General features: G+C 61.0%; 15 protein-coding genes and 2 pseudogenes. 5 read left to right on the top strand and 12 right to left on the bottom strand.

All coding sequences use genetic code 11. The features are described from left to right. Position 1: 1 nt before the first annotated feature. From FPZ08_RS08205 to FPZ08_RS08155, 11 genes are all read right to left on the bottom strand, one after another. Complete coding sequence (locus FPZ08_RS08205) at positions 2-235, bottom strand: BolA family protein (protein ID WP_146289523.1); 234 nt, start codon at positions 233-235, stop codon at positions 2-4. A gap of 91 nt (positions 236-326) precedes the next feature. Further along, a complete protein-coding gene (locus tag FPZ08_RS08200) occupies positions 327-878 on the bottom strand; it encodes a hypothetical protein (RefSeq protein ID WP_146289522.1) in 552 nt (183 codons plus the stop codon). Positions 879-957: 79 nt separating this feature from the next. Then, positions 958-3195 carry a phosphoribosylformylglycinamidine synthase subunit PurL gene (gene purL / locus FPZ08_RS08195; RefSeq protein ID WP_146289521.1) on the bottom strand — a complete coding sequence of 746 codons (2238 nt, stop codon included), beginning with the start codon at positions 3193-3195 and terminating at the stop codon, positions 958-960. Beyond that, a complete protein-coding gene (locus tag FPZ08_RS08190) occupies positions 3192-3845 on the bottom strand; it encodes a Pr6Pr family membrane protein (RefSeq protein WP_146289520.1) in 654 nt (217 codons plus the stop codon). Before FPZ08_RS08190 ends, purL begins: the two co-directional genes overlap by 4 nt. Next, a complete protein-coding gene (gene purQ / locus FPZ08_RS08185; RefSeq protein WP_146289519.1) occupies positions 3845-4513 on the bottom strand; it encodes a phosphoribosylformylglycinamidine synthase subunit PurQ in 669 nt (222 codons plus the stop codon). The genes FPZ08_RS08190 and purQ overlap by 1 nt, the downstream gene beginning before the upstream one ends. 201 nt (positions 4514-4714) lie before the next feature. Beyond that, a complete protein-coding gene (locus FPZ08_RS08180; RefSeq protein ID WP_146289518.1) occupies positions 4715-5782 on the bottom strand; it encodes an acyltransferase family protein in 1068 nt (355 codons plus the stop codon). 283 nt (positions 5783-6065) lie between these two features. Next, positions 6066-7589: a hypothetical protein gene (locus tag FPZ08_RS08175; RefSeq protein WP_146289517.1), complete on the bottom strand. Its 1524-nt coding sequence runs from the start codon at positions 7587-7589 to the stop codon at positions 6066-6068. A 1-nt stretch (position 7590) separates the two neighbouring features. Beyond that, positions 7591-8610, bottom strand: a complete 1020-nt coding sequence (locus FPZ08_RS08170) for an ATP-binding protein (RefSeq protein ID WP_146289516.1) — start codon at positions 8608-8610, stop codon at positions 7591-7593. Continuing rightward, positions 8607-10808 (bottom strand): Mu transposase C-terminal domain-containing protein, encoded by a 2202-nt coding sequence (locus FPZ08_RS08165; RefSeq protein WP_146289515.1) that lies wholly within the window; start codon positions 10806-10808, stop codon positions 8607-8609. The genes FPZ08_RS08170 and FPZ08_RS08165 overlap by 4 nt, the downstream gene beginning before the upstream one ends. Then, the gene (locus tag FPZ08_RS08160) at positions 10805-11806 is read right to left on the bottom strand and encodes a PDDEXK family nuclease (RefSeq protein ID WP_146289514.1); all 1002 of its coding nucleotides are present in this window, start codon (positions 11804-11806) and stop codon (positions 10805-10807) included. The genes FPZ08_RS08165 and FPZ08_RS08160 overlap by 4 nt, the downstream gene beginning before the upstream one ends. A 195-nt stretch (positions 11807-12001) precedes the next feature. After that, positions 12002-12625 carry a hypothetical protein gene (locus tag FPZ08_RS08155; RefSeq protein ID WP_146289513.1) on the bottom strand — a complete coding sequence of 208 codons (624 nt, stop codon included), beginning with the start codon at positions 12623-12625 and terminating at the stop codon, positions 12002-12004. Between the two features lie 251 nt (positions 12626-12876). On the opposite strand from FPZ08_RS08155, the gene FPZ08_RS21895 reads away from it, so the two are divergent. Continuing rightward, on the top strand, positions 12877-13047 hold the full coding sequence (locus FPZ08_RS21895) for a hypothetical protein (RefSeq protein WP_186767258.1): 171 nt from the start codon (positions 12877-12879) through the stop codon (positions 13045-13047). 184 nt (positions 13048-13231) lie between these two features. Then, a pseudogene (locus FPZ08_RS23015) lies at positions 13232-14452 on the top strand (ATP-binding protein); the annotation flags it as partial. A 1267-nt stretch (positions 14453-15719) separates the two neighbouring features. Here the strand turns inward: FPZ08_RS23015 and FPZ08_RS23010 are convergent. Beyond that, a pseudogene (locus FPZ08_RS23010) lies at positions 15720-15899 on the bottom strand (LuxR C-terminal-related transcriptional regulator); the annotation flags it as partial. Positions 15900-16419: 520 nt separating this feature from the next. Here FPZ08_RS23010 and FPZ08_RS08135 point away from each other — a divergent pair. From FPZ08_RS08135 to FPZ08_RS08125, 3 genes are all read left to right on the top strand, one after another. After that, positions 16420-16986: a transglutaminase-like cysteine peptidase gene (locus FPZ08_RS08135; RefSeq protein WP_186767257.1), complete on the top strand. Its 567-nt coding sequence runs from the start codon at positions 16420-16422 to the stop codon at positions 16984-16986. 239 nt (positions 16987-17225) lie between these two features. Next, the gene (locus FPZ08_RS08130; protein WP_146289509.1) at positions 17226-17579 is read left to right on the top strand and encodes a hypothetical protein; all 354 of its coding nucleotides are present in this window, start codon (positions 17226-17228) and stop codon (positions 17577-17579) included. 387 nt (positions 17580-17966) lie between these two features. After that, entirely contained in the window at positions 17967-18671 is a 705-nt protein-coding gene (locus tag FPZ08_RS08125) for an exopolysaccharide biosynthesis polyprenyl glycosylphosphotransferase (RefSeq protein ID WP_246132832.1), read from the top strand. Positions 18672-18785 lie beyond the last annotated feature (114 nt).

The raw sequence follows: 18785 nt of genomic DNA, 5'->3' as shown, positions 1-18785 counted from the left end.
ACTATTCCGGGGCGCTGGTTTGCAGGGCGAGGGCGTGCAGTGCGCCGCCCATATCGCCCTGCAGGGCGGCATAGACGATCTGGTGCTGCTGCACGCGCGACTTGCCGCGGAATTGTTCGGAAACCACAGTGGCGGCATAGTGATCGCCGTCGCCGGCCAGGTCACGGATATCGACCTGGGCATCAGGAAGAGCTGCCTTGATCCGGCGCTCGATTTCGCTGGCATCCATGGCCATGGCTCAACTCCTCAATAACGCCGGCATCGTGCCGGACCACGCCCATGATATGGCATGAGGGTGCGGCACCTTCAACATGGCCAGGCGGTAATCAGGGCGTAACGACGGGTTGCGCGTCCTGCTTTGTGGAGAAGTTGGCGATAATGGCATCGACCACGGGGCGGGCGTCGGCAGCCATTTCGGTGGCGTAGAAGCAATCCAGCGTGTAGCCGTTGTCGCCATCCACGGTTTCAGTATGGACCAGCGTGATCGGGCCCTGTTCGCCGCCGGTGCTGGTGCCCTCATATTGCAGGGCGGGATTGCTCTGGTAACGGGTGACGAGACTGGCGCCGAGGGTGAAGCCGGGGAAGGTTTCACTCCAGCCGGCCGCGACCACTGCCGCATCGAGCGCGGCGAGGGCGCCTTCGGCGGTCCAGCCCGTGTCCTCGACCGGCACGACGGTCAGCACGCATTGCAGCGGCAGGCCGGGGTGATTGATGGTCAGTGGACCACCGGCCTCCCCGCTGGTCACCATGACGTCGGGATAGATCAGCGTATAGGGCTGGTCGGGCAGTGGAGAGCCGCTGATGCCGGCAGTCTGGGCAAGGGCAGCCACCGGCAAGAGGCTAAGGGACAGGGCCACAATTGCCGGTACAAATCTCATCTCAAGTCTCCACTAAATGACGCCGCCCCTGGCAGTCACAACACTCCAAAGAGCGGCGATCATAAGGCAGATGCACGGATTATGCAGCCACCCCATCCATGTAGCTGGGGAACCAGCCTTCATGAGCGGCCTTGAGCGCGGCAACCGGCACCGGCCGGGCTGCGCCCAGCACGAGATCGGCGCCGCCGGTCGTGCCGATCCACGGGGCGAAGACACCCGCTACCTCGGCATCGCGCCACAGGGCGGCCAGGGCCTCGCTTTGCGGGTCGAGATCGATGGTAACCAGGTAGCGGCCCTGGTCCTCGCCGAAATATTGCAGGATCGGGTTCTGGTCGGTGAGATCGGTGATGGTGGCGCCGATGCCCGAGGCCACGGCCATTTCGGCCAGGCCAACGGCCAGGCCGCCATCGCTGAGGTCGTGGCAGGCAGTGGCCGTGCCCGAGCGGATCAGCTTGCGCACGAAGTCACCCGTGCGCTTTTCATGGGCGAGATCGACATGTGGCGCCGGGCCGTCCTTGCGGCCGAACAGGTCGCGCAGATAGACCGACTGGCCGAGATGGGTGCCGCGGCTGGCGGGCGAGCCGACCAACAGGATCACCTGATTGGCACCGGCAAAGCCGATGCGCGCCATCTTGTTCCAGTCGGGCAGCAGGCCCACGCCGCCAATCGTCGGGGTCGGCAGGATGCCGCGGCCATTGGTTTCGTTGTAGAGCGACACATTGCCCGAGACGATGGGGAAGTCCAGCGCCGTGCAGGCTTCCCCGATCCCCTTGATGGCATGGACGAGCTGGCCCATGATTTCGGGACGCTCAGGGTTGCCGAAATTGAGGTTATCGGTGGCGGCCAGCGGCTCGGCACCGGTTGCCGTCAGGTTCCGCCAGCATTCGGCCACGGCCTGCTTGCCGCCCTCATAGGGATCGGCTTCGCAATAGCGCGGTGTCACGTCGGACGAGAAGGCCAGCGCCTTGCTGGCATGGCCGTCGACGCGGATCACGCCGGCATCGCCGCCGGGGCGCTGCAGGGAATTGCCCTGGATCAGCGTGTCGTATTGCTCGTAGACCCAGCGGCGCGAGGCGATCTGGTGGCTGCCGACTAGCTTGAGCAGGGCATCGGCCACGTCCATCTGCGGCACGTCATCGGCCGCGAGCGGCGTCGGCTTTTTCGGCTCGGTCCAGGGGCGGTCATATTCGGGGGCTTCGTCGCCCAGTTCCTTGATCGGCAGGTTGGCGACTTCGGCGCCCTGCCACATCACGCGGAAACGCAGGTCGTCGGTGGTCTTGCCGACGGTGGCGAAATCGAGTTCCCACTTCTCGAACACGGCGCGGGCCGCCGCCTCCTTTTCGGGATGCAGCACCATGAGCATGCGCTCCTGGCTTTCGCTGAGCATCATCTCATAGGGCGTCATCTGCGCTTCGCGCACCGGCACCTTGTCGAGGTCGAGTTCGATGCCGAGGTCGCCCTTGGCGCCCATTTCGACGGCCGAGCAGGTCAGGCCCGCTGCGCCCATGTCCTGGATGGCGATCACGGCGCCGGTCTGCATCAGTTCAAGGCAGGCTTCGAGCAGGCGCTTTTCGGTGAAGGGGTCGCCGACCTGTACGGTGGGGCGCTTTTCCTCGATATCGTCGCCGAATTCGGCCGAGGCCATGGTGGCGCCACCGACGCCGTCGCGGCCGGTCTTGGCGCCGAGATAGACCACGGGCAGGCCGACGCCTTTGGCTTCCGAATAGAAAATCTTGTCGGTATCGGCGAGGCCGGCCGCGAAGGCATTGACCAGGATATTGCCGTTATAACGTTCGTCGAATTCGACTTCGCCACCAACGGTGGGCACGCCGAAGGCATTGCCATAACCGCCGACGCCGGCCACGACGCCGGAGACGAGGTGGCGGGTCTTTTCGTGATCCGGCGAGCCGAAGCGCAGCGCGTTCATCGCCGCGACGGGGCGGGCGCCCATGGTGAAGACGTCGCGGAGGATGCCGCCCACGCCGGTCGCCGCGCCCTGATAGGGCTCGATATAGCTGGGGTGGTTATGCGACTCCATCTTGAAGACCACGGCCTGGCCGTCACCGATATCGACCACGCCGGCATTCTCGCCGGGGCCCTGGATGACGCGCGGACCTGACGTCGGCAGCGTCTTGAGCCACTTCTTGGAGCTCTTGTAGGAGCAGTGCTCGTTCCACATGGCCGAAAAAATGCCCAGCTCGGTATAGGTCGGCTGGCGGCCGATCAGGGCAACGATCTTGTCGAACTCGTCGGGCTTGAGGCCGTGATCGGCGACGAGCTGGGGCGTGATGGCGATGTTGTTCTGATAGGAGGTCATTGGAATGTCCGGGATGGGCGAGCCAGCAGGCGGTCGAGCGCGATGACGATGAGGGTGAGAACCGCGAGGCCAGCGGTCATGTACAGCGCGTTGAGCGCGACCTGCGCGTAGCCGAGCTCGATCGCGTTGAGGATGGGGTAGGGGTATTCCTGCACCCAGGCGCCGCGCGCCATGGCGTAGAGAAAATAGACCAGCGTCGGCGCCAGCATGAGGGGCAGGTTGCCCCAGCGCAGGCGGCCATGCGGCCCGATCAGCCACCACAGCAGATACAGCACCGGGCAGAGATAATGCAGGATCGAGTCGGCGACCTGGAACAGGCCGGTCAGCGCCGAGAGGAAGCGCAGCACGAAGAAGACATAGAGCGCCACCAGCGCAATGTTGGCCGCCATCATGCCGCGTACGATCGGATGGCGGAACAGCGCCAGTCCGGCAGCGGGCAAGACCTCGGACAGGTAGATCAGCACCAGGACGATATTGGTGAGGATGGTGTAATACGAAAAAAAGGCGCCGAGCGAACCGAAGACGTCGCGGCCGCTGCCGAGCATGGACTGCATCGAGATAGTGAATTGCAGCACGAGACCGGCAGCGCCGAACAGCAGGCCCAGCCAGGTGAGGAGCGTCCGCGGATTGACGGGCGCGCGCCAGCTCATCAGGCGGCCTTGCCCAGAAGGCCCGAGAACAGCGCCCTGCCATCATCGCCGCCATGCGCGGCTTCGATCAGGTTTTCCGGGTGGGGCATCAGACCCAGCACGTTCTTGCCTTCGTTGAAGATGCCGGCAATGTCGTTGATCGAGCCATTGGGATTGGTGCCCTCGGCATAGCGGAAGGCGACCTGGCCGTTGCCTTCGAGGCGGGCCACGGTCTCGGCATCGGCGAAATAATTGCCGTCGTGATGGGCCACCGGGCAGCGGAACACCTGGCCCTGGCTGTAGCCGCGGGTGAAATCGGTGTCGGCATTCGCGACTTCGAGCTTGACCTCGCGGCAGACGAATTTGAGGCTCATATTGCGCATCAGCGCACCGGGCAGCAGGCCGGCCTCGATGAGGATCTGAAAGCCGTTGCACACCCCGAGCACCTTGACGCCCTTGGCGGCGCGCTCGCGCACCTTGTCCATGATTGGGGAGCGCGCGGCGATGGCGCCGCAGCGCAGATAATCGCCATAGGAGAAGCCGCCGGGGATGACGATGAGGTCGACATCAGGCAGGTCGGCATCCTGATGCCAGACCGTTGCGGGGGCGGTGCCGGAAATCTTGGTCAGCGCCGCGATCATGTCGCGGTCGCGATTGAGACCGGGGAAGACGATGACTGCGGATTTCATCGACTGGTCCTCGCTATGTGGGGGTTAGCGAGGCCCTTGTGCTGAGTCTTGGCGCAAAAGGCAAGGGCTTCGCGACCTGGTATCCATGCATTTGGAGACCTCATCCTGAGCTTGTCGAAGGACGAGGTCGAGCGAGTGGAGGCCAAGGTGCCACGACCTCGTGGTTCGACAGGCTCACCATGAGGTCTACTTCAGGGATGGCTACTCCGCCGGGGTCGCGACCGGTGCGGCGCGGCGGGCGGTACCGGGCAGGTGAGCCCAGTTAGGCCGCTCGAACAGGAAGCGGCCGAAGCCGATGCGCTGCACGATCCAGTAAAGCACCAGTGGCGAGACGATGGAGATGACCATGATGGCGAGGCTCAGCACCGTCGGTTCATCCACGCCCAGCTTGATCAGCAGGGTGCGGGCAATGCCCATGGGCAGCACGAAGGCGACATAGATCACCAGCGATTTCGATCCCATCCAGCGCAGCCAATCCATAAAGGGCAGGCGGGTCAGCAGGGCGGCGATGGTGCAGAGGGCAGCCGTGCCGACCAGCGCCAGCAGCAGATGCAGGCCCGGCAGGCCGGCATAGCCCATAACTGGATGGATCGGATGCATGGCAAAGCCGGGCGAGAAGACCAGAGCGGCATTGAGGATGGCCCAGACCAGCAGCCCGACCAGCGCCAGCGCGGCGTGATCCACGGCCCAGGCGGCCAGCCGGAACAGCTGCGGCGCCAGCACATAGCCGGCATAGAAGAACACGAAATATTCGGCGAACTGGTCGACCAGGTAGCTGCCGGTCTGGATATCGGCCATCTGCAGGATGGCGGCGATACCGAACACGCCCCAGACCGGTGCCTTGAGGTCATGCAGCAGCTTGGTGGCGGCGCTGACAGCGGCCAGCATGTAGATGAACCACAGCACGCCATAGGGCTGGACCAACGCCCAGGCGATCTGCTCGACGGCGCCGACCGGATCGGTCGCCAGCAGGCCCACCTTGAAGACGATGTGGATCACCGCCCACAGCGCATAGAAATAGAGATAGTGCACGACGCGGCGGTCGGCATAGGCGTTCCACGGCCGGTCGATGACCTGCGACAGGAACAGCCCCGAAATCAGGAAGAATTCGGGCATGCGGAACGGGGTGGCGAAGGCGATGGCCCAGTGCAGGGCGCCCACGCCGCCGGTGTCTTCACCGACGCTGGACGCCGCATACATCATGACGACGAGAAAGATGGAAATGCCCTTGGCCATATCCACCCAGTCGAGACGGTTGCCGCTTGCCATGTCATGCCCCTTCGTAAAGCTGGGGCGCATAGTATTCCCTGATGACTTATCGCGGGTAACGACTTGCCGACAGGCTTAAACAAAATGCTTAACTGGTAAGAATTTAACTAATGGCTTGCTTGCAATGCCGGCGCTCGCTGCAAAGGTATTCTGCGCGCCCAAGAGTGAGTCGATTTCCAGTCAAGACTGAGTCTGAATCTTAACGCCAAAACGCAGGCCCCTCGCAACGGAGGGGCCCGATCATTCCGCCAGCAGTTTCTTGTGAACCCCGGCCCTCCCGGGCTTATAGGTCCAGGCTCAATTGATCTTCGCTGGGGACATTGACGCCGGACTTCAGCCATCCTTGCCTAGTCGGCCTGAGCTGAAGCCTTTGACAAAGGCGCGGCAATGCATCGATATCCAGGACACCAAATTTCGATGTCCAGTTTGAGGCTTCGGCTTGCTTGACCCGATAAATCGGAAGGCGCGCCTTAACTACAACGGTGATGAGCGCTCCGGCCGAATAGGGAAACTGGGCGGTTTCCACGATTCTCTGAAACGGGAAGACGTGCTGTCCTTGGCCGTCGTGCTCAAGCTCTGCAAGGTGTTTGAGAAGGTTAGCGAGCGATTTTCCCGTCACCAACTTGGTGCGTTTGAGCGCGACAATAGCCAGCTTGGATGGCCGGACTAAAACACCCTCATCGACGAGAACATCAAGGTCCGCGTTCGCTATCCCCATATGGCGGGCAACATCCCGGTCGGACTTGGCATTGGCGCAGGTCTCGGAAAACTCGTTCAAAAAACCTTCGGTGGGCGAAAACGGTGCAAGCGAGCGTGGTGACTGCAAAAGGGCTCGAGTTGGGGCCGAGAGGTCGGGACCTGTCCGCACGAAATGGGCCGGGGAGGTGTGCGTCCAAGGTTCGATCGTTTGCTCGACCAGCTGTCGAACCGGCAAATTGAGCCAGCGGTTGGTAATGACGCTATTGCGAAAGCTACGACGAGGTGTCGTGGCAGTTGTATCATCGACGCTGCGCAGCGCCGCCGGCCCATTGAGGATGATCCGCCCGGCTTTCGCGAGCATTTCGGGCTGGATGTCCCTGGCTCGAGCAACGGGTACCTCTCCGTCGGATCGGTTGGCCCACCGGGCCAACAGGATCGCCAGTTCGAACAAAACGCCCGGTTTCACGCCGGGCCACGCAGCGTGACCGGCGGCAGGCCGCTCAACTGGGTCCACCAGGTTGAAGACGAACCGATAGGCTTCCGAGTCCGACAAGGAAATCGGTTCCAGGGCGAATTCCCGCAGGTCAAGATTGCTGCGACCGCGCTCGTCTACGCAATGGTCGCACAGGTGTGGTTGCACCGATCGCGCCCAGCGCAGGACCTTGCGACATACCGGGCAGGTATCGATCAACGGCTCAAACGTCATGGGATCAACGGTGAGGAACCTCAGTTGCCAGATGGCGCGATGATAGGGCTCAGTGCGCAAACGCTGCGGTGCGAGACGCCGGCGACGCCAATCGAGGTCAGACGGAAAAATGTGAGCGCCGCCGAGCAAACGAGCCGAATTTCCCTCGCGCGGCGGCAGCGTCGTCGGCCGCAGGGCGGCAACGTCGACGTCGAGCAGCTGGGCGAAGCGTTCAAGGTCGTCGGGTTTGATCGCCAGGCTCCTGGGGTGGATGTTGTCGACATCCTGTGCCCGGCGGATGTTCGTTACCGTGCGCCGGATCGGATTTGTTGCGATCGAGCGGGTTAGAAAGCCAAGGAAACTCTCGCCTGGGTGCGGAGATCCCTGGGTCAAAGGCAGGCGTGGAACAGGGGATATTGGCATTTTACACCCCCGCAATCTGACGCATGGTCTCGACGGTCTGCTTGGCGGGCGACCGAAACTTCGCATTGGCGCCGGGCAAGGTGCGGTCACGTTTCCACTGTATGTAGGCCAGTTCCAGATCACCCCAGGTGAGGAAACCCCGACCGTCCAGGAAGGCATTATCCAGCGCCCCCAAGAGCTGCTTTGAGAAGGCTCCGTTGACGCCTCCCGCCATCTCAAAGACGGTCGCCATGTCGTCCACGGTAGCCAGAGGATTGAAAGGGCGATCGATCACGCCTTCGGAAACCATCCGTTGCAGGAGCGTCTGCACATAAGCGCAGAACTCAATGACCGCCCCATGGTCATTGATACTGGCGGGTTCGAACTCCATGGGATAGCGTTTGCGGCCGTCAAACTCGGCATCGGCTTGCATCAACTCCCTCACCCGCTGCGTCCCCGCAAGCACCAAAGAGAAGACCGCATCGTTGACCATGGACTTGAGCGCCTTAGCCATCTCCGCAGCGACCTTGCCGGTATCCCCCTTCAGCATATTGTTGGCCTCATCGAGCACCACCAGCACCGTCTTGCGCTGACGGGCCAGCTCCAACAGGGATAGGTTGGCGTGACCCTCGCTGTAGTCGCGGCCGGTGAGGAATTTTTCGTCGGTGTCGCTGTCAAAGGCCTGGAGGATTTCGAACTGCAGTTGCTTGGTGGTGCGCACCGTTGAGCGCAATGTCACAAACAAGATGGGCTGTTCGCCCCTGGCGATGCCTGGCGCAGCGAGTTCCTTAGTGACGAGCCTAAGAGTGCTCGACTTGGTTGAGCAGGTGGGACCCACCAGGGGCAAGTACCAGAGCTCGATGGGCTTAAATGAACCCGCAGGTACACTGGCGGCTTGAGCGGCGTTCTGTTCCAGCACATTCTGGGTTTCCGCCATTAACAGCTGGATGCGTGCCTTAAGCTGGGCGATCTCCTTGTGGGGGACGACGATGCTGCGGAAGGCGGCATAACGATCGACCGAGTCGAGAATATCGGGTTTCATTTGCTCCACCCCGCCATTTTGAGGAAGTCCTTTCGGACAAGGCCCGCCGTGGAGTCAGGTCCGGCCGCGTCTCCCGGTTCGTCCGGTGCTTCCAACTGCGCGAGGCGGGCGCGCGCCTTGTCATTCCGCTTCCTGGTGGCGGCGGCCTTTGCCCGGCCGCCTGCGGCGCCTGGGGGCACGAACTGTGCATCCATGCGCACGGAGTTGAACGCTCCTACCTCCACCGAGGGGGCGTCATTGTCGATTTCGACCTCCTCCACACGACCGCCGGCGAGCCGGTCCTTGTCTTGCTGGAGGAGGCGGCGCATCTTGGCGCCGTCCCGGGTATTGCTGAGGGCCAGCTTGGCCTCAGTGATCCGGCGGAGGTCGTCGCGAGACTTGTAGAGGGCGTTCTCGTCCTTGACGTTCCGTTTTTTCTTCCTGGCAAGAGCGACGACCTGATCATGATGCCAGAACGTCATGGCGGGGGCATAGTCGGGCATTGTATTGGGCAGAGCGACCCAAGGATTGCTCGATAACTCGGTCGGGCAATACACGTAAATCCGGGTGCAGTCGGCCGGATTGTATTTGATCGTGACTTTAGCCATCGCACCCTTCTTGCGGCGGTCCCTCTTGGGCGTGTTGCGCGCCCAGAAGTTCAAGACAAACGACGTCGCAACTTCGTCATGGAACTGGAAGTTCTTAAAGGTGATCCCATCCCGCGCGATGGGGACGGTATCGATATTTCCGATAAGGGTTTCGAGGAGGCGCACGTCTCGGATGGTCTTGCGACAGCCCCTGCTGACTCCCTCGCTCCAGACGTCTCGCGGCTTTCGCCCTCGCAGACCGTCATGTTCCGACTTCTCGTAGTTGAGGATGCATCGATAGAGCAGCTCATCGGCCTCGGAATAGGTGATCACCGCACCGTCTCCGGGCTTGGCAGGCTTGCGGCTCTTGCGCTTCCCTTGGACGGTTGTTCCGGGGGCTTTGTGGCTGAGCTGCAGGTTCAGCGTGTGGAAGAAGCGCTCACCGATGGCTTTGAACTGTGGTGTGGCCACGGGCGAGCGCTTGATGATGATCCCGACGTCGAGCAGCGCTTGTTGGAAACTGGGTGAAATGAACTCGGCCCCGTTGTCCACCAGGACCAAGGTGGGGCGGCAAAACGGGTCCCAGTCCGAGCCGAGTTCCGGGTAGAGCTTGTGGTACCGCTTTTTGTGACTGACGACCCGTTTCAGGATTGTCACCACCGTGTAGAGAGATGGCGGTTCGGGGCTGATCAGAAAGCCGACGATACTGCGCGACTTTACGTCGATGGCGATCGTGACGGTCGGGCGTCCGAACACCACCCCGTACTCAGTGTCCATCAGCAGGTAGGTATCGAGTGTGGTATGGTCGATAATGATCACGTCGCCGATCTCATCAGCGACGATGTGCTCAGCAGTACCCTTGTAATGCTCGTCTGCAGCCTGCCGGCCCCACTTGGTCGTCCATGTTTCATGGCATTCGGCGGCGTCGATGGCCTCGATGACCGAGGTCATCTCCTTCGGCGGCGGAATTTCTCCCAGCCCGTTTGCCACGCGCTCCTCATTGATGCCGGCGAGCTCTGTGCGATAAAATGCGAATGCATCGGACTTTGTGACAAGCGCACGAGTCCAGTACAGCGTCACGGTCTCAGCGCGCAGGTCTGCAATCTCGGGATGCTGGGGTTCCCTAGCGTACTGCCCGCGGCGATCCAAGAAGTAGCCGATGGGGCGGTGGCCAGGCCTGCCCCTGTTCTGGATATCGCGGATGAGGGTTGGTGCGGAGAACTGGTGCGTCAGTCCGAGCCGTGATGCCTCCTTTGCTCGCGATCGGACGAACTTTTCGATGAAGCTCTTGCCGAGACTGACGGCCAATGGGTCGTCATCATACTGGCGAGTGAACCACTGCATGGTCTGGGCACGTAGTGCAGCTGCAATGGACGTATCGGGCGGCAAGGTTTCAGGCACATCGGTGAACTGGATCCGTCCCGACGCAGCGATTGGCGTGATAATCTGGCGGACGTCTCCGGCTTCAAACAGGTAGTCGTAGCGCTCCTTGGAAATGTCGAATACCTCGCCACTTCCCTGCTTAGTGAACACCAGCAGATCACCCACGCCGTGGTCAAAGCGGTAGCGGCCGTCCGGAAACTCGACGATGTCGTGCTTGATCAGGCCGGAATTGTCTTCTCGTATCCTCATCGTGCCACCTCGCCTCCGTTGCCGGCAACGAGCCAAACTGGCGCCGCGGGGAGCAAGCGCATCCGCAGATCCATGCGGATACGCCGCTGCACGATGAGGGCATGCAGCTTGGCGCGGCCGACAAACTCTGGTTCCGTTCCGTCTGGTGCCAGCGCCCGGGCGACGTCGCGATACGTGGACACGCCATTGCAGCCCTCCATGTGGCTGCGCAGGCGAAGGAAATCCGCTGTGCCGAGGACCGTGTCACTGTCCCCGGCTATTTTGCGGGCATTCGCGAGGCGATAAAGGTCGTCCCGCAACCCTTCTTCAGTCAGGACCTCGAAATCCCATCCCTGCTCGGCATATACTTCCTCGGCCAGCTGCAGCTTGAGCGCATAGTCAGGATCGCGCTGTGCCGCATCGCCAGTGACCTTGATCTCGTGGATCTTGACCCTGCCGCTTGCTGCCTCGAGCCTGACATCGGGGAAATAGACCAGAGGTTCATCGCGGCCAATGACGTACATCTCAAGCCGATGTGGCTGCATAAAGTAGGCAACGACATCGGCGTCAGCTTCGAACACCAGCATATAGTCGAATTCTGGATCCGACTCGAATGGCTGCTTGCGCAGCGTTTTGTAGGACGGAATGTACCCACGTGGATTTAGTCCCCCACGCCCTCCAGGCGTTCGCACGGGGCTGTTGTCCGGGTGGGCAAAGATCCGCGCACCCACCATGCGTTTCACGGATGGTGGTTTTTCCCTGGGTTCCTTGGGTTCAGTCGGCAGATATCGGCGCAGTGGAAACGATTGACGGCTGAGGCGAGTGGTGTCGAAGTGGCGGAAGCCAAATTTCTGAGATATCGGCATGAAAAGTTCCCTGCCGCTGTGCAAAAGTTCGGCCGAACCTTGACCGCCAGAAGGCGTCAATGCATGGTCAAACACACAGCGTGGCCCGACCATGAAAAATGGCGAGCTGGTTGTTGATAAGGTGCGGGTAGCATCGGATTTCAGGCAGAGCATATGAAAGAGCGTTCCCGTCCTACCGGGGCGCTCTTTTGCTTTGTTGTTCGACTAAGTCATTGACAGGACTCCCTGGATTTGAGTCCAAAGGCCATCTTCGACGCCTAGGAGTCCACCTTGGCGAAGAGTTCCTCACATATTTCGGATTGACTCTGCCGAAACCGGGCCGGGTTGCGACTACGGTGTCCGTAATCTCTAGTAGAGCCAGTGCATGGACGACCGGTCACTTTGGTAGGTGGTTATCTTGACCAAAGTGGCGTGGGTCAGCGGCTGGCGGCAATCGACGGTCACTAAGCCGGTGCAGGCCATGGCCAGGACATAATCGACCCACCGGATTGGCTCATCGACGAGGTCATCCTCCAAAGTGCCAAGCGCCACTCCACCAGGGTCGCTAGCCAGTCGCTTGAGCAGACGGATCGAGAACAGAGGTGGGACCAGAACCTCCCGTTTCGACCAGACCGTTCTCGACGTGGTTAAAATGGGCTCGGCCAGGATCGTCTCCCGGTTGAGGCAGAAGCCGAGTGTGAATCCGTCCGGCGGGGAAAACGTCGCGCCAGTGGTCTCATCACACAAGGCTAGCAAGCAACTGCGGTCTGCGATCTGAACGCCGAAAGTGAAAAACGTGTCCGGCGGTGTGCCGGCTGGAGCATCATAAGGAAAGAGCCGCGTGACCTCGGGGTCCAGGGCGGCCTGTATCAAGGCGTCACGGCAACAGCGCCTTGTGTACGGGATCACGCGACTGCTCTTAAAGCTTTTGAAGCCCCGGCCAGTTTCCGCTGGACGGGTTGCCTTGATAAAAGAGATGACGTGAGCGCTCAAAGAGGCCTCCTGGGCGAGTGGGTTTTGCCGACAGAGACCGAATTCGCAGGGCCAGCTCCAATTTGAAGGGATCAGCCAAATTGTCAACGGTTAGACGTCTAGACACCTAGACGTCTAGAATCCTGGGTTTACCGTTGGTGAATTGCGTTCCGCATTTTGGTCCATTTTGCAGAAGGGGATTGGCAACTTTAGTGACCTACGATCAGATTTGCGAAAAGCCAGCTTGCTCCGGTTTTTGGGAGGCGGACGGAATGATGGACGAATCCAGGCCCCCCGAACGCGCTGACGGCCGAAAGAAGTTTGTGGTATACTTGGATCCTAAGCTGATCCAGCTGATCAAGGTCAGAGCGCTAAGCGAGGAGCGACATGCCTACCAACTGGTCGAGGAGTTGCTGACCAAGGCGGTGGAACGAGGCGATTAGGGGCCTATTGGTGGAGCGTTGGCCGATACCCCATTCAGACTGACAGGTCAGGTGTCGTTGGGTTTACATTGTTCTCTTTTTGTTCTATATCGCGCCTTGGAGCGCCTGCCGATAGCGATCTCGCTTAGCCGCCTCCTCAGACATCATCAACAGATGACCGGCTTGCCGGTGTCCGAGGGCGACCATGACAAACCAGAAGAATGCAGAACCGTCGAAGACCACGACCGGCGCTGCAAACGAGCTCGCGCTTGAACTGCTCGACGGCCTCCGCCGCCGGGTGGCACGCAGACTAAAACTCGACGCAGGCGGCGAAGAAGAAGCGTTGGCCATCGCCAGGAAGGTTCAAGCCAATATGCGGCTGCCGGTCGACAAGGCCGCATATGCAATCGCGCTGGGATATTGTCTCGCGCCGCACTTCGCGACCATGAGGTCGTTGGTGGCGACCAAGGCGTTCGTGGTCATCAGGACGCGCAACGGGGATGATGCTGCCACGGTGGGCGATGTCCTGACCGGCGCAGCCGTCTTGAAGGCGGGCAGGGCGGTCTGCAATCCCCACTATGGGTTGGGGGAAGAGGATCGTTTTGTTGTGCTAGCTGATGCCGGCATTCGACCTGCCAACAATTCTGTCCGCCTCATCGCCCAGGCCGCCGAGCAGTGCCTTCCCATATTTTGCACTATGTCAGCCGACGCTCCACCACCGGATGCCCTCGCGGGTGCCGACCTCGAGCTGCACCTTCCGCCGATGACCCCTGAAATGCTCGCCTTGTTGTTTGAGACGGCCCATGACGAGGTTCCCGCTGGTGTCCTGAGCTTTACGTCAGCCGAAAAGCTGAGCATCCAAAACCTCGTGGCGCATGTTCGCCGGGGGCGGCCAGCGGCCGAGTGCTTGTCGGGTCTGCAGCAAGCCGCGAATCCGCCAAAGGCGGCGTCGAAAACTACAACCATCCTGCTCCGCGACCTGGCGGGATACGGCGAGGCTAAATCCTGGGGCCTCGAACTGGCGCAGGACCTCGAGCTATGGCGGCAGGGCCGCCTCAGCTGGGAGGAAGTCGACCACCGAGCGGTCATCCTGAGCGGCGCGCCGGGGACGGGAAAGACGTCATTTGCGTCTGTCTTGGCGGCCACGCTCAAGGTGCCACTGGTTGCGACCAGTGTTGCGGAATGGAATGGGCGCGACAACTTGTCTGGCGCACTAAGGCGCATGGAGGCTGTGTTTGAGCAGGCGATGAAGCAAGCGCCGACTGTCTTGTTTGTCGATGAGTTGGATGGAATTTCAAGCCGCGAGGCCATAGAGGGGCGCTACAGTGAGTACTGGACGCAGATCGTCAATCGAATGCTCGAACTCGTCACAAACGCCTTGTCGATCGAAGGCCTGGTGATTGTCGGCGCCACCAATCATGTCGACCGAATTGATCCAGCGCTGACAAGGTCAGGACGTCTCGATCAGATCATCCAGATCCCTCTGCCGGACGCCGAAGCGATTGGCGCGATTCTGAACCGATATTCCGGCCTTGATTTGCCCGAGAAAGAGCGATCCAGGCTCGCCGAACGGCTTGCAGGAAGTTCAGGCGCCGATATCGAGAAGCTAGTACGGGCGGCCAAGGCCACAGCGCGCAGGGCAGGGCGGACCTTTTCGGTGAATGATCTCCATGCACATGCCGCAGATCCACTTGAAGCGCTGCCGCCGCGCGCCCGGCGACGGATCTCGATCTATCGGAATGGCCAGAAGATCGTCGCCCAAGTTCTGGGACTTGCAGATATGATGGTCGAAGGACCGCACCAGGGGCTCCGTCGGCTGTTGGCCAAGGGGCTGTCGGAGGAGCGTTTTCCCACGGAGGAAGTCTGTAACGACGTTCTGTGCGTGGTCATGGCCGGCCGCGCTGCTGAGGAGATTGTGTTCGGCGACGTTTCGGTGTTTGGCGCTGCCAGCCCGGACTCGGACTTAGCCGCGGCGACCATGATTGCGTCGGATATGGAACTGAAGGCAGGGTTTGGCGAGACAGGGGTGATCTATCTGGGCGAACCCAACCCGGCGTCGACGCTTTCGAGTGCAGCCATGGGAAGTGTCCGCAGGCGCCTGGAAGGGGCATTGGCGCGCGCGTCTGCGTTGCTGCTCGATAACGTGGAGGAGTTGGAGGCGAGCAACGGCAAGAGCGCCCGAGGCGCCAACTTCTCTGCTGACCACCTACGATTGCTCAATTGAGGCCGCTGGATCAACGACACCGACCAAGTTGGGTTGCGGCCGCCGACCGCGGCCCTTCTCACGGAAGCCTTGGATCCCAGCATGGTTGGCAACAGCCTAGTCAGGGAATGTCGGAGACAAGACGCTGCGAATCTTGGTCGAGTACATCGGAGAGGCTGACTTGTCTGAATAGCAGCACCAGCAGCCAGATGGCACCGGCGGCACAAAGGAAAACGGCAATGCGGATGCTGTCATAGAGGGTCAACGGCGCCCTCAGAATGAGGATTGATATCCAGAGCAGCGTGGCCATGCCGAAGGAGACGAGGCCGGCCTCCCAGCCAAGCCATATGCATATGGCAGCCACGACCACGAGCAGTCCCACAGGTTCGAGCATGAACCAGGCGACGAGCAGGCAACGGCGTGACGTCCATCCCGACCTCTCCTTCTGGGGTAGTCTCAGGCAGGGAGCTATCGCTCGCTCCTCGGCCAGGCGGATTTCGGCGGGCAGAGACTGCCAGGCCTCGAACAGGTGCGCGGCGGAATGTGCATTCATCTTTCGCATCATGCTGGAACGGTGCAGCTTCACCGTCACCTCGCTGATGTTCAAATCGAAGGCAATCTGCTTGTTAAGCGCACCTTTGACTACCGAGCGGAGGACCTGGGGTTCCCTGACCTGCTCTGCGATGGGCAAGCCTCAAAAGGCGGTGTCCGAACTCTTCTCGCAGTCGATCGCCGAGGCCGCTGCGAACGGATCCACCTTCGTCCTGCTCGATGAGGTCGAGACCTCGCAGCCGATCGTTCTAAAATGCGCCTCGGGGCCAACCCATAGACATCCACCGCTCGACGGGCGCGGTGCTCGTTCGTCTGCCGGCATGCACATCTGGTAGGCGGCCACGCAATCCGCGTGGGAGTGCAGGGCCGTGGGACGTTGCGGTGCAGGAGGTCCCGGATAGTTGTCCCATCAGCGAAGACGCTATCGCAATAGGCCGCGTCAGACCGGTCAAATTTGACCAAATTACCTGCCAAATTGCTTGAGTTTATTCAACCTGCTGGAAAAGGCACGGCCTTAAGACCCATTGGGAAGCCCGAACAACCTCGGGCAATTGAATAAAATTGTACCGAATTTTCACATTCGGCAGCAATCGGCTGCGTGCATCCTGCTGACATCAGTTCATCAGGGGATGGCACAAATGAATACCAAATTCGCAGCAGTGATGGCGGGCCTGACCATGAGTGTCAGCCTGTTCTCCACCGGCGGCGCAGCCGCCTACAGCAATCCCGGCAAGATCGTCACCTTCGACCTGGTCACCCAGACCGCCGCGATCACGCCGCTTTCCATGCAGTTCTTCTGCGCCAAGAACCGGAGCGAATGCGCCGGCGGCGGTCGCGGCGAAGTGACCATGAGTCCGAACCTCATGGCGGTGCTCAAGCAGATCAACGGCCATGTGAACCGCTCGATCCGCCCGGCGCGTGACACGGCCGATGTGTGGGAGCTGAACCCGACCAGCGGCGATTGCGAGGACTATGTATTGTCCAAGCGCAGCGCGCTGATCCGCCAGGGCGTTTCGGCCGGTGCATTGCGCATCGCATATACCCATACCCGCCGGGGCGAGCCCCACGCGGTGCTGGTGGTCAAGACCAGCGAAGGCGACTATGTGCTCGACAACCTGACCAACACGATCAAGACGTTGCGCGCCTCGGGATACAATATTCGGTCGATGTCTTCGCCCAATCCGACGCGCTGGACCGCCGGTTAAACTGTCACATAAATAAAGAAAAGCCCCGGTGCCCATGGCGCCGGGGCTTTTTGTTTGCGCGGAAGGCAGCGCCGGACCGGGTCGGCAGCGGCCGAAAGAGCCTGAAACCGGCGGGTTTCCGGCGTTAATCGTAATGAGAGAAAGGCCGCGCAAGGGCCTGTAAAGGCCAAGCAAAACGTTGACAGTAATCATGGGTGGCAGTAAAGAATCTTAACAAGAAGTTAAGAGTGGGGTTCCAGATGCGTAGGCTCGTTGCGTCGATCGTGACCGCCGGGATGCTCAGCGTGGCCGGCCTGTCCGGTGCAAACGCGGCTCCGGTGCCGGGTTTTGAAGACCTCTACAATACCGTGTTCACCAGCTGCACGCTGCCTGACGGTACGCTGGCGGCCTGCGAAGCGGCCATCAATGCTTATGCCAGCGCGCTCGTGGCGAATGTGGAACTGACGGTTGCCAACCAGTCGTTCACTGAACTCCGCCAGGAAGTCTTCGTGGCCAATGCCGCGGATGAAGAGTTCCAGGCCGATATCGATGCGCTGTTCGAGCTGCTGCTGCCTGACTCCGGTGCCATCGGCGCGGTCGCCAGCCCCGTCTAGGCTATTACCAGAACTGGCCTGCGGGCCGGTTTTCTATACTTGACCCGAGATTTCAGCAACCGGTCGCTCGTGACGGGCGGTAGCTTGTTTTCGTCTGGATGTGCTGAGGAAAAGCAGGTGTAATTCAATAGCTCGTCAGGGCGTGGCGAGAAAACGTGCTCCTCCGGAAGTTCTTTTCGGAGATTTGTAGCGAAGGGCGATGTGGCGATTAACTGAAACGGCAAGAGATATAAGATTGTCGTTGGACTTGCACGGAACTTTGCTATTGTTTGGCGTGGCGTAACAACTTGCTTACCATGATGGACTTTACAATTGAGTATCCCCATTGATGGATTCGAGCGTACAGAGCGCCTGGTCGTAAACAGCCGGCCAGGTGGAACAAGCGGCGTGGCAGAGCTGAGCGCATTGCGGATCAGCTATCATTCGGGGCTGCCCCTGATGAAGCTGCTGCAGGAACCGCTGTCGCTTGCCCGTAGCGCGACCCGTGACGCGCAAATGACCGCCAAGCGTGTGTTCGACGTGATTTTTTCGGTTCTGGCGCTGCTGTTTCTGCTGCCGCTTCTCATCATCGTTGCCATCGCCGTTCGCATGGAGAGCAAGGGGCCCGTGCTGTTCCGGCAGACACGGGAAGGCCTCAATGGCAGCACGTTCGGCGTCTTCAAGTTTCGCTCGATGCGGCGCGAGCAGGGAGACGCGACGGGCGTTGCCCATACGGTGCGCAACGACGAAAGGGTGACGCGGGTCGGTACCTTCCTGCGGCGGACCAGCATCGACGAGCTGCCGCAACTGCTGAATGTGCTGCGTGGGGAAATGTCGATTGTGGGGCCGCGGCCGCATGTGCCGGGCATGCGTGCGGGGAACCATACCTACCGAGTGCTCGTGCCCTATTATGACCACCGGCTGGCCATGCTGCCGGGGATAACGGGCTGGGCGCAGGCTAATGGTCTGCGCGGCGACGCCACCGACGCGGCGCTGGCGCATGCCCGGATCGACCATGACCTGGCCTATATCCAGAATTTCTCGCTATGGCTCGACCTGCGCATCATCCTGCGGACGATCCGCCACGAATTCCTTGGTGGAACAGGAAACTAAACCGCGCGGTTGCGGCGGTACAGGAAACTATGCGGCGCGGTTGCCGCCGCGCGGCTTTGAAGCTAAGTCCTCGCCATGGATGCGAGCCGCGCTATCTATGCGGCGGAGCGGGGC

Origin of the sequence: Devosia ginsengisoli (genome assembly GCF_007859655.1) — a bacterium.
GTDB classification, from domain to species: Bacteria; Pseudomonadota; Alphaproteobacteria; order Rhizobiales; family Devosiaceae; genus Devosia; species Devosia ginsengisoli.
The sequence above is the reverse complement of the archived record's forward strand: the minus strand, read 5'-3'. Positions and strand labels throughout refer to the sequence as shown.